Source organism: Alicyclobacillus hesperidum (assembly GCF_900107035.1).
In the GTDB taxonomy this organism is placed as follows: domain Bacteria; phylum Bacillota; class Bacilli; order Alicyclobacillales; family Alicyclobacillaceae; genus Alicyclobacillus; species Alicyclobacillus hesperidum.
In genome coordinates this window covers 1-11,952 of the sequence record NZ_FNOJ01000031.1, presented here as the reverse complement: position 1 = coordinate 11,952, position 11,952 = coordinate 1, and the positions used below count along the sequence as shown (strand labels likewise).

The 11,952-nt window shown below is 50.1% G+C and carries 11 protein-coding genes and 2 pseudogenes; 3 read left to right on the top strand and 10 right to left on the bottom strand.

What is annotated here, in order from left to right:
- On the bottom strand, nt 1–217 hold a 217-nt coding region (locus BLU70_RS13765), incomplete at its 3' end, for a transposase (protein ID WP_244885236.1).
- A gap of 372 nt (nt 218–589) precedes the next feature.
- Between BLU70_RS13765 and BLU70_RS13760 the strand changes: the two genes are divergently transcribed.
- Both BLU70_RS13760 and BLU70_RS14805 read left to right on the top strand, forming a co-directional pair.
- Nucleotides 590–835, top strand: a complete 246-nt coding sequence (locus tag BLU70_RS13760) for a hypothetical protein (protein WP_074693894.1) — start codon at nt 590–592, stop codon at nt 833–835.
- A gap of 879 nt (nt 836–1,714) precedes the next feature.
- Nucleotides 1,715–1,891: a hypothetical protein gene (locus tag BLU70_RS14805; protein ID WP_244885235.1), complete on the top strand. Its 177-nt coding sequence runs from the start codon at nt 1,715–1,717 to the stop codon at nt 1,889–1,891.
- Between the two features lie 116 nt (nt 1,892–2,007).
- Here the strand turns inward: BLU70_RS14805 and BLU70_RS13750 are convergent, their stop codons facing one another.
- From BLU70_RS13750 to BLU70_RS13715, 9 genes and pseudogenes are all read right to left on the bottom strand, one after another.
- On the bottom strand, nt 2,008–3,069 hold the full coding sequence (locus BLU70_RS13750) for a VanZ family protein (protein ID WP_074693893.1): 1,062 nt from the start codon (nt 3,067–3,069) through the stop codon (nt 2,008–2,010).
- A 123-nt stretch (nt 3,070–3,192) separates the two neighbouring features.
- On the bottom strand, nt 3,193–3,714 hold the full coding sequence (locus BLU70_RS13745) for a hypothetical protein (RefSeq protein ID WP_143027553.1): 522 nt from the start codon (nt 3,712–3,714) through the stop codon (nt 3,193–3,195).
- Between the two features lie 383 nt (nt 3,715–4,097).
- Nucleotides 4,098–5,846, bottom strand: coding sequence for a DEAD/DEAH box helicase (locus BLU70_RS13740; RefSeq protein ID WP_074693888.1), 1,749 nt, complete (start codon nt 5,844–5,846; stop codon nt 4,098–4,100).
- Nucleotides 5,847–5,938: 92 nt separating this feature from the next.
- The gene (locus BLU70_RS13735; RefSeq protein WP_074693886.1) at nt 5,939–6,217 is read right to left on the bottom strand and encodes an HU family DNA-binding protein; all 279 of its coding nucleotides are present in this window, start codon (nt 6,215–6,217) and stop codon (nt 5,939–5,941) included.
- 206 nt (nt 6,218–6,423) lie between these two features.
- Nucleotides 6,424–8,550 carry an ATP-dependent helicase gene (locus tag BLU70_RS13730; protein ID WP_074693883.1) on the bottom strand — a complete coding sequence of 709 codons (2,127 nt, stop codon included), beginning with the start codon at nt 8,548–8,550 and terminating at the stop codon, nt 6,424–6,426.
- Between the two features lie 125 nt (nt 8,551–8,675).
- The gene (locus tag BLU70_RS14470) at nt 8,676–8,969 is read right to left on the bottom strand and encodes a hypothetical protein (protein ID WP_143027552.1); all 294 of its coding nucleotides are present in this window, start codon (nt 8,967–8,969) and stop codon (nt 8,676–8,678) included.
- 243 nt (nt 8,970–9,212) lie between these two features.
- Nucleotides 9,213–9,785: a hypothetical protein gene (locus tag BLU70_RS14465; RefSeq protein WP_143027551.1), complete on the bottom strand. Its 573-nt coding sequence runs from the start codon at nt 9,783–9,785 to the stop codon at nt 9,213–9,215.
- Nucleotides 9,786–9,949: 164 nt separating this feature from the next.
- Nucleotides 9,950–10,336 (bottom strand): annotated as a pseudogene (locus tag BLU70_RS13720) (transposase); the annotation flags it as partial.
- A 248-nt stretch (nt 10,337–10,584) separates the two neighbouring features.
- Nucleotides 10,585–11,559, bottom strand: coding sequence for a tetratricopeptide repeat protein (locus BLU70_RS13715; RefSeq protein WP_074693878.1), 975 nt, complete (start codon nt 11,557–11,559; stop codon nt 10,585–10,587).
- Nucleotides 11,560–11,730: 171 nt separating this feature from the next.
- Here BLU70_RS13715 and BLU70_RS13710 point away from each other — a divergent pair.
- Nucleotides 11,731–11,952: pseudogene (locus BLU70_RS13710) on the top strand (IS21 family transposase); the annotation flags it as partial.

Sequence of the window (11,952 nt, the reverse complement as noted above, 5' to 3'; positions counted from 1 at the left end):
TTTCCCGCTCGAGATCCCGCAAGGCCTTCGCCTCAGGCTTGAGGTTTCCGCTACCAACGAACGGGGTAGCAGGATCCTCCTTATACTTCGCCATCCAGCCATACAACGTCTTTTGCGATACGCCCAGTTCCCGAGCTACCTGGCTCGCCGGCTTCCCACTCTCCAAATCCAATTGAACTGCATGAAGTTTGAATTCTTTATCGTATTTCTGTGTCATGTAGCTCACCCCGAATCTCCTTATTCTTACATTCTCGATTCGTTGTGTCCACTATTTCAGCCTAACACCAATCCTTACATTAAGACGTCGGCAAATGGCACGCTAAGCATCGCTTCATCAACTCTCTCTCAGTTGAATCTGACGAGCCAAGAACAATCCTTCGTCTTGAACGGTATCAGCAACTACAACAGTCTAGTTCTGAATCACGAGGTCAATCCACTTACGCATTTAGCCGGCCTAGTCTCATCAATGTCGCAAGCGGCATCGTTAAGTTCTGCGATGGCTGCTTCCACAGATGGCTTACCAGCTAGCTGGTTCACTAGTTCGTCGCCTCAAACCGCCGAGTTTGACTATTGGTGGGGGGATCAACAAGTGTACAATGAAAAAACGACAAGAAATCTCATTAAGGACGCCACACTGGTTGCCTCTGGCGCGAGCCTTGATGGTGCCGCTTTAGCTCCTGTTCCGGGAGTTGATGTTCTTTCAGTTGTCGCAGGTCTTTATGCGGGGATTTACGGATTTAGCACAGCGATGTTAGATAGCTACGATAATGGCTATGGCGATTGGATAAACTGGGCGGGTGGTGTACCATTCAACATGGGAGGTAATGTAGCATAGATTTTCTACTCCTCAACATTGTAGGAATCGTTTGTTTTAACGTAATCGGCCTTCTTCGTCTTCGCGGCAAAGTCCGGAAACGCATTGGACTGTTTTTTCTAACGTTCATGGCTGTGGTCATCGTATCTTCATGGATAGGGCTCGCAATGGAGATTACACGATAGTTTTCGGCCAGATTCGAAACACATTCGGATGAGCGTGTTTACACGCGTCGGTCCGGGTGTGTTTGTGTGTCTATCTATCTCGGAGAACGAACGGTCATCGCCGTTTGAGGTAGCGAGCGTGACAGAATAAGACCCCCAGACGTCTGATAAACCAATTGAAGGTGACAAGGCATGGTAAAGGTTTACTGTTCCTCATGCGCTAAACAGTAGTGTCCGATATCATGTGTAAACCGCCATACCCGGTTGGGCACAAGAGGAACATGAAAATATCGATTCTCGTGTTTACTTCGCGGCGTTCAAGGTGCACGATCCCATTAAGCAGGACAGAAAGGCTATTGATTTTTTGGGGGATCGACCCCGCTGTGTAAACTAGTCACAGCCGCCTTTGAGCACAGAAGTATTGGCGGAAGCTCACGATGCACTTCTCCGCAACCTGTTTCCCGTGCCCGCACAAGAAACCACAAGACTCAAGACGGGCACGAACCCGCGCAAACCATAGGTGAGCACTTTTCGCGCGACAGAGCGCGGTGGACGCCTGACATTTGGATCGGCCGACAAGCTCGTGCGGACCGAGATTCCATGACTCATCCAGTCCGTTAAACGCCGGCGGGAGTAGCGCGAGCTCAGCCGCCGGAGACAACAAGATCGAGTAGCAGAGCTCTTTTCCACCTATCGACGGATGGACACTTTGGAACTCGTACATTTGGTGGAGCGAATGGAACGTTCCATTTTGATGGGCGATCGCACAGGTTGGACGGTGCGCTTGGAGGAGTTGGACGAACACGTGGAAGTCATCCGTCAGGTGCTTCAGGAATGCGGCATTGATCCTACGCATGGCGGAAAGGGAATCTTGGCGCATTGTGGGTTTTGTGCAGGTGTGTTATGCTTATAATATCAAAGTGGAAGGGTGCGGCTGGAGAACCAGCCCTTCCGCCGGGACTCAGGTTCGGGGCTTCTCTTCGCTGGAAGCCCCGTTTTTATTTGGCTATATGCGCTACAATCTCGAGTTTACGATAAAGCCATAATACTCCCATTCTTAAATTCAACAGACCAGTTGGAGTGTGATACCAGGTTCTGTTGTAGTGGTAAAACCATATACCAAAATCCATTGTTGTGAACATGGGTTAGGTAGACTTGACCGCCATGGCGATATGTGATGTTTCTTATTTGGGGGGTGGAAGCTATCCCCCAAGCAAATGTACCTTTAGACAATTGAATAAAAGATACACTATATTCTTTTGTACCAACTGAATTTTGAATTGGATTGAGTGATATTTCCTGAAGGCGCCACCCCAACAATTTAATATATCGCCAATACTCTGCCACATAGCCTGTTATGTCGGTTTTGCGTGGATCTGTTGAAGTAATTATCACGACAGCATCTTTTGAGACAGGCGCCACTACCAAAGGCAATACATTTGCATCGTAGCTTTGTTGGGCCCTTTGAGGCGTAGAGTGTGACACATATTCGTATCCCCACAACGAACCTATAAGTACCAAAATAACGATAGGAGAGGCTACATACCATGTTTTCAATGTAGTCGAACTTCTTAAATGTTGCAGGCGAAATACAAGTCGTAAAAAAAAGTAGCCTAAAATCACACCGAATGTATTGAGTATTAGGTCATCAACATCAAAATCCCTATATGTAAACCCTAAAATACACGAAATTATGAACTTGCCAGATTCGGATAATAAAGATAAAAAGAATCCATATAATAAAACTTTAAGGAATTTACTTTTGTTCCTAAATACGAGAGGCCATAAAAAACCAAATGGGATGAATAAGGCTATGTTCCCGCCTATATTGTATAAATCATACGATAACGAATGTGCCGCTATGATAGTTGTAATAGTCTTGAAAGGTATTAAATTGTTTTCTGGAGGATTACCTAAATTATGAAACGATATGGGGAACAAAGTGATTTTAATGACTATGAGTAAATAGACAAAAAAGACAAATGGTATAGCTTGATGCAAAAGTGAGACTCTTTTTTTAATACCAATGAATATAGATAAAGGAATGTATAACAACATTGAAACAATAGCGATAGGTAATATAGTTAACAAATCAAGCCCTCCTGTATCCTAGAAAATTCGGCTACGGAAGTAGTGTTAATGGGATAATTTATAAAAATCATTTGAGGCACTGTAGAATTCTACAATGCCTCAATCGTAACCATCTTGCTCGGTTCAGTAATGTACTGAGAACGTTCCTCCAATATAGTTGTAGTTTCCATTTGCCTTCCATTCTATATAATAGAAGTCGTTTGGATTAAGACCTGTCCACTCGAAACTATTACTACCGAGGGGAATTGTTGCCCCGTATATTTCTTGACCAGTTGTGTAATCCCATAGATACAAATTATAGTTTGTAGGTGAACCTCCATCACTTATAACATCATCATTCATTGAAATCTCACCGGCGGCATTCGGCGAGAAATAATAGTTAGTGTATATACCTGTCGCATTGGAGACGTCTTGAAAAGAGCCATTGTAAGGGTCTGCGCTCAAATTCCAATACATGTCGGGCGGTGTTGTTGCAAATGGAGTTATTGCGATAGGCATCGAACTAGTTTCTCCTGGAGGAGTAGTAGAAACTCCATTCAAAACGGGAGCAGTCGAGGGACCTGACGTTGTAGCTGCAAAGACCGTTGAATAACCAGCCAACAACATGGTAGTCATAGTGTAGGCACCTAAAAACGACCTTTTCATTGTGATGCCTCCCAAATAAGGATGATTTATGGGTACAATTCTATTGTAAATCTTGATTTTTATGTGTCAATGTCTATTTTAAGTTCTATTAAGGAAATAGAAGATTTAGTTTCCTGGGAAAGAACCATGGAGGATAGAAGTTCTCCATTTAACGAGATCGTCATTTCCTCGACGTAGACGTTCACTGTAGACAACTTTAGCGTCGTGCGCTCTTGGTTCTTATGCTCCGCTGAGAGATGTATCTTGTATTAACCGCTCCAGCTTAGGATGGTTTGTATCTACCATTTTATTCTCTAGAGATAGAAAGAAGTTCTTCTTTATCCTCAATGACAGCCTGCTGACTCATGGCTTGTGCTCCTGCAAAGGCTCCATTTTGGATGTTCTTAACTCGTCTGTGCCACCCGTGCCCGTGCCTGCGCGTGCACGCGCAAGGCCATGAGCCTCTGTTCCAGCCATGCCCTTCCATGCGGTTCAGCCAATGCAGACCGCCATTTTTGCGCGTTGAAGTTCTTTTGCAGCACCTTAACACGTTTGGCCGCGAACTTTTGCCCAAGTGCGTCCGCCGCCATCCCGCGTGTCCACGTATCGTCGTACTTGATTCGGTACTTATCGAGCACGTATTTCTGGCGTGGCGACATGGGCGCTTGGCGCCAGTCGGCCTCTTTGTCGATAACTTTCGACTCAATCAGCGCAAGAAAACCCTCCACAATTCCTTGTGCATATTCGAGCGGCAGTGCACGTTCATGCAAGGGTATAAACTTCTCGTTACGCAGTTCGAGCACTGGCCAAAACTCGTCCCCGTCGCGGAACAGGTATGCCCATCCGTTGTCACCATAGGAAATTGCGAAGGTCTCTTTGATCTGCTGCCAACGATACCGACTCCGGTTGGCGAACAGGTTGATCGCTTGCGCCACTTGCGCGGCTTTTTCTCGTTTTTGGGCCATCCGTGTAAGCCATTCGCCAACGGATTCGCCTTCCTCTATCGGAATGTCGTCCGCTATGTCCTGCTCTTCCACCACCTGTACTCCCACAGCCTTTTTTCTCTGTGTTCGCATCAGACGGGCGAATGTCTGCAACGATTTATCGTCGCTCGCGCCCGAGAGGTCGAGCACCAGCGCGTCGGATTTGGCAGGATGCAGGCGCAATGCACGCCCGACCATCTGCACATAGAGCGCTTGGGAACGTGTTGGCCGCGCAATCACCACACAGTCTACGTCTGGTTGATCGTAGCCTTCGGTGAGAATCTGGCAGTTGACAAGCACGCGCAGGCGTTCTTCCGAGAACGCTTGGAGGATTGCAGCTCGTTCTTCCGCTTTCATAGCCCCGTCTACGGCGGCGCAGGCGATGCCACGCTTCTGAAACCGCTCGGCCAGGGCGCGAGCATGCTTGACATCCACGGCGAATACAAGTGTCTTGCGGTCTGGTGCGTGCGTGAGAACCGCGTCCACCACGGCGTCCAACGCCTCTTCAATGTTCATGACGTAGGACAAGTCCTTGGCGTTGTAGTCGCCGCCGACCGTGCGAATCGCGCCAAGATTCAGACCTGGGACCTCGACCTTGACGCCGCGCACATCCGACAGGTATCCGTCCATGATCATGTCGAGAATCGTGCGCTCGTACGTCAGGTGTTCGAAGATGTCGCCCAACTCCGTTCGATCTGAACGTGAAGGTGTCGCGGTTACGCCAAGCAACGGCGGGCCATCCGACTCAAACACACCCAAGCGCTCCAATACACCAAGCGCGCCCTCTGCGCGGCTGTGATGGCACTCGTCATAGATGATGAGACCCGGCTGAGGTATTCGTCGCCCCGCGACAAGCGTTTGCGTGGAGGCCAGCAACACATCACCAAGCTGTTCATTGCGCGCACCCTGGATACGACCAATGAACGCCTCCGGCCACACATAGCGGATTTTCTGCTCCGCTTGGTCGAGTAGTTCCGTGCGATGCGCGATGACGAGAATCGGCTTGTCTCTCGACACCTCCTCGTGAAAGCGTCTCGCAACGCTGCCAAAGACAATGGTCTTACCCGCGCCCGTCGGAAGGACGACGAGTTGACGTTTGCGCCCATCGGCAAGCGCCTGAAAAAACGCGTCGACGGCTGTTTGCTGATACGGACGAAGTTGAATCGCCATGGCTCTATCCTCCCCATCGCTCGGCGTCCCTCTGCTGACGACACGAAACCACTGTGTCGCGCGGTCAGCACAGGGACGCCCCTGTGCGGTGATTACGCCTGCACGACGGCCTGTTTCAGGTCTGCGCCCGGTTTGAAGGCTGGCATGCGACGTGCTGGTACGGTGACCATCTCACCTGTTCTTGGATTGCGCGCGGTACGAGCGGCACGTTCACGTGACTCGAACGTGCCAAAGCCGATGATTTGCACTTTCTCACCGGATTCGATGGTTTCTGTGATGGTCTCAAACAGTGCGTTCAAGACGGCTTCGCATTCCTTTTTGGTGAATCCGGTCTTATCAGCGGTTTTTTGAATTAAATCACGTTTATTCATCTGTGTATCCTCCTCAGTGATAGATTCGTGTGTTGACTTGAGCATAGCACGGCGAATGCATCCTCGTTGGCCAAGTTTACGCCAACTTATCGGTGAAACCGTTGTTCCAATACCTTCGTTTTCTCGCGAAACACGATATTCAGTGCGACAATGCCCAAGATTGCACCTCCAACGACGAGCCATGTCCACATATCCGTTCTCCCCTTTCATGAACCTTGTAATGTCGTGATGAACCTCGACAACTCCCGTTCTTTGTCGCCATACCATTTGGCCGACAGGAGATATAGATTCTCGCGTGCACGCGTGATCGCGACGTAACACAGGCGTGTTTCCTCGCGCAATTCCTCGCCCTTGAGCGATTTTTTGTGCGGTAGAAGACCCTCTGCAAGGCCGGCGACGAACACTGTCGTCCATTCCAAGCCCTTGGCTTTGTGGATGGTCATGAGTTGCACAGCCTCGTCCTTCGGCTCTTTCGACTTCTCGATGATCCAATCCACGAAACGCAAAAACGACGAGACGGTCTTGTACCTGGACGCCGAAGCGATGAGCGAATCCACCCACTTGATGGGCTCATCCTCGTCTTGTTGGCGTACTAGGCCGGGATGCTTGTCTACCAACCATTGTATCGCTTTGGCAGGTTCCTCTATACAGCGAAGCGTGTCGATGGTTGTCACAAAGGCACGACATTTGGGGTGCGCGACCACCGCCTCCCATCCTCCGTGTTGAACCTCGTGCACGACGTCGATAGGGATATAGCGCTTGGGACGATTGAGCAAGTGCCCCCATACGGTCGGATCGGACGTGTCCTGTGTCGTCCGCAGGTAGTCCAGAATGATTTTTACGTCCGGCGACTCGTAGAAGTGCTTGTCCCCGACGACGTGGTATGGGATGTCCTGGTCGGCGAGGGCTTCTTCAAACAGTCGGGACTGGATATTGGTGCGATACAACACCGCAAAGTCGTTCCACGTCATACCCAACTCGTTACGCAAGCGCGTCAGTTCGCTTGCAACAAAGCGCGCCTCCTCTGTATCACTATGCACTGTCACGATTTGCGTGATAGCGTCCTGGGACATGTCTCGATGGGCGGTAACACGTTTCGGAATTTGGTGGCCAGCGTTTAGGTTGATAATGCGACTGCCTAAATCGACGATAAGATCATGTGAGCGATAGTTGCATTCCAGAAAGACTTTTTTCGCTTCGGGAAACCGACGCAAAAACTCGTTCATGAGACCGGGTTGTGCTCCGCGAAAGCCATAAATCGATTGCCAATCATCTCCCACGACGAATAGGTTATTGTGCGCCTTGACGAGTTCCAACAAGAACAGCCACTGCGCCGTGTTCGTGTCCTGAAATTCGTCCACCATGACGTATCGCCAACGCTGACGCCATCGCTTAGCGAACGCTTTGTCGGTACGAAATCGGCGAATCGCGTGGAGGATCATGTCCTCGAAGTCCAGGGACTTGCGCTCGGCCTTAAGCGTCTCATACGCCGCGTAGACTTTGGCCAAAGGGTCCGACACCTGGTGCGATCCAAGCGCGTCTGCCTTGGCCTTGGCGATGGCGGAGACGGCCTCACCTAGCTTCATCGCGGGCCCGACGCCGTGCGGATTCTTGCCACTTGGCTCCTCCAGCACGCGCTCGATCATCCACGTGGGGTCCGACAGCACGCGCCAGTCCTCCCCGAGTTCCGGTGTGACCATGCGATATGCGACCGAATGAATCGTCCCGATGGTCACGGCCTTTCCCCGCTCGCCCACAGCGGCAAGCAGACGGTCGGTCATCTCCTGCGCGGCCTTGCGAGTAAACGTGCACGCGAGGATGTCCCCAGGTCTTACGCCCTGGTTGATGAGGTACTGGATGCGCGCGATGAGCATGGCAGTCTTTCCTGAACCGGCCGCAGCGACGACCATGCAAGGACCGTTTTTGTGTGTTGCAGCTTCCCGTTGTGCGTCGTTCAGTTGCTCTAAGGTGGGCACAAATATCCTCCTATGCGAAAACCGTTCTGGTGGGCCCGCTCGCAACGCGGGTTCTATGGTGGGTCGGGTTTCAGGTTCGTCATGATACGCGCTTGGATGACGAGATAAGCGAAACCGCGGACAGTCCGGGTGATGGGCGCCATAAGGATTGGTCACAAGGGTGTACGTCGGAGGGCGGATGCGGACACGGCGCAGGTGCATGGGGACGGGGTGTTCAGGGTTGCAGAGACAAAGCACTTCGACTCCGAGTGCGTAGCATTCGTCGAGTAGTGATTGAACGTCGGACGAGCACAAATCCTCATACGTCAGGCGATGCCAAGCACCACCACAGCGAATTTCGATGCACCGCGTATTCATCCATCACGCGCCTCCTATTGCAGAAAGGATAGCGCGTGATGGATGAAAAAACGTGCCATGTTTAGGCCATAAACATGATCGATATACATGTGCATATTAGTAAAAATCAATAGCCTCTATATGCTTTATAAGTGTTTGTGGTTCCGAACAAGCTCCTCAAAAGGGACAGCAATTCCACCAACGAAATCGCGTCGCAACGCAGAGTATGGTTCATCATAGAGAATGAGCAAGGTTAACGATTCATTGTTCGAGTTGTATTTCAGACGAATTTCATCAAGAAATGGCGTGATGGCTAAATCGTACGCAGTTCGGGCATAGCTCCACCATTCGAAGAAGAATTTCCACGAAGTGTAAAACGCCTGATCACCCTCCGTACCTGGCATAAAGAGAGCTCGAAAGTGATGTGCTGGATTTTCCAAACAATGACCTTCATGTATTGATACCCCTGTTTGTCCTATCTCATTTACTTGCGAGTTCCAGACCTCCTCCAACTTAATGAACCGCTCTTCTAATGGCCATATACCTGAAACTTGCGACTCGATAGGTGGTTGATTTTTGTTCGTGTCATAATATACGGACCATGCGTAAACAATAAAGTTGAGACTAGCAGGAAAGAGAATTGTGGTCGTAGATAGATCCATGTAACTCACCATACTTAGTTATCAATTGGTGAAATACCATGATACTTGACATCCGGGCAAAACAGTATCCGTGTCTCCGATAATATCGGTTGCAGTCCCATTGAGTGTAGCTGTATAGCTAAGTCCAGTTGGATAATTGGCGATACTCACATTGCCACCAGTGCTACCTCCAGGAACTCCTGAACCTGAAACATAGATTGTATCGTCATAGACATACTGGCGTGTCTGGGGATCAAGAACATCTATAGTAATCGTTCCTTGAAAATCCCACGATGAAATCATACCATATGGAGTGACACTCCATGCTAGCTCCTTCGCGGACGTTAGAACATTTAACTTAGCTACGCCCCCTGGACCTGTAACCGTTGTTAAAGGACTTTCCGCTTTAGGTGCTGGTTGATATGCCATGCCCGATTGGGCTTGTAACGGATATGGCAGAGTTGGCATTGACACAATGTCTGTGACTTTCGAAGCTGAATTTACATAGTGGTAATTCTGTTCCATAGAATTTGACGCTGCCAATGATGTTTCTGCAAAACCGCCAGTCAAACCAAAAACACAAGCACTAGCGATGAGAAACCGTGTTGATTTCATTGTAATACCTCGCTTTCTATTTTGAGCCTTTTGCAGAATGACTGATTCCATCGCAGGTGAAAACGACAAACACTTCTCTTGCGAGATAACGCATTCCACAAAAATCCTTTTCTCTTGTGTGGATAGATCACGCCCCTTCAGTGGTGTTCGTTCGAAGCATCAGGTTAAGCCACCTGCTCGAGACGATTCGTCCGGTGCATCGCCAGAGCAGATGCCAACAGTACACTGGCGTTGATGTACGCATGCGCTGTGACCTTCTCGATACCCCGCACATGCAGGTCGTCAAGCATGAGCTGCTCTTTCAGCCGTGAAAAGCAGCGTTCCACCGCGGTCCGTTCATCGTAAAGCATCTTCCATGTCCGAGAGCCGCGATGTGGATTCGCGTATCGACGGACGTCCTCATCGATGTGCTTCTTCACGACCATACCGTAATTCGACGCGGAACAGGCAGCCATGCCAAGCGGGCAATCGACATGTCCTGTCGCATGGGGACAGCGAAACTTGAGCCAGGCGTTATGGACGCCCCAATACGTCATTCGGTACCCCATCGTGCCCCACGCTTGTCGAACATACACGTTGGACTTCGCCCCCTTGAAAGTGGTTTGCTGGATACCATTTTCTTTCTCTCAACAAAAGGCTCAAATATGAGATGATGCGGAATTTAAAATTGGTGGAATGACGCCATCCGCTGGTTTCAGCGTGGTCAATCCCAACATGGTTGCAACAATTAGGCATCCACACAACACGAGCGTCTTCACTTCATCTCACCTCCTCTCAGTGAAGACCGGATACGGTACTACTACTCTCTAGGAAGCCGTTGAAGCTCGCGTAATACGTGATTGGCCAATTCACTTCCGCAAGCCCGTAATGCTTCTACAGCTTGCAACCAGTATGTCTCGGCTTGAACCCATTTCCCACGTTGCTTGTAGAGTTCACCTCCCAACATGAAGAGTTCGGCTCGAATCGGAGTCGTCACGGGAAGCTCTAAGGCCTCGTGCAAACAAGTTTCTGCGTCATCCCAGTTCTGATCAGCTAGGGACCACTTGATTTTCTCTTCGAGCAATCGAGCTTTCCATTCATCGCTGGACACTTCGTTGAATAGAACTGCGTAATCACGAAGGAATGCATCGGCATCCCGTTGAATTCGCTTGAGCACCAATCTGTTATGCCTAACTGCGTACAACAGGTATTCATCCCGCTGAGAATCGGCTAGATCATGAGCCCTGTCTAACAACAGCGACACGTGCTCTGTCACTCCCGAACTCATCTCCGCGGTTGTCCACCCGATGAGCGCCCACGCTTCAAGCTCCGCATTCCCCATGCGTCGCGCGGTCTCTGCCGCAGTGACATAATGTCGAATCGCCTGGTCGTGTTCACCCAAGAGTTCATAGATGCTTGCCAAGTTGATGTGGGTCCGAATCCAACGCTTATCTGAAGGCCCGAGTAGATGCAGAATGAGCCTGAAAAACGTCTCCGACATCTTTAACTGGCCCAACTGCCGGGTGCTCAACGCCAAACCACGCAAAATGTCATAAGCCACGTCTCGGTTGTCATGCAGTCGTGGGTCCACTACAAGAGGGAGAAGCGTTTCGACAGCGCACTGGTAACGTTCCAAGTTCACCAAGGTGATACCCCGGTGGGCGTTAATATGGAAATCCCATGTGGTGAAGTGGTATGCCTCACACAAATTGTGCGCTGACTCCCACATCTCCAGGGCGTCTTCCCATCGCGCTTGCCGTTCTGCCTGTTCTGCCTGATGGATGAGGGTCATCATCGCCTTTTGGATCACTTCATTGTGTGTTTAACGTAGAGTAAAAATACCCCGAATCGTCAACGTCACTTCCCCGGAAAAATCGTGTGAAATTCCCCATGATTATCGTCGGGGGATGGATTTGTGGAGAACCTCTCTCTACCCTGTTACTTGGGACGAGAGGGGGCCGGGGAGATGTTGAAGATGGAGCGAGTTGAGATGATCAAGGATCTGCAAACCAGGGGGCTCGGCCCGGTGGCGATTGCGGAACGATTGGGGATTGACCGTAAGACCGTCAGTAAGTACATGGCTATGGAAACATTCGGGGAGAGGAGGCCATCGCACAGCGTGGACAAGCCATCCAAGTTGGATCCGTTCAAGCCGCTCATTCGGGAATGGCTTGAGGAGGACCGCAAG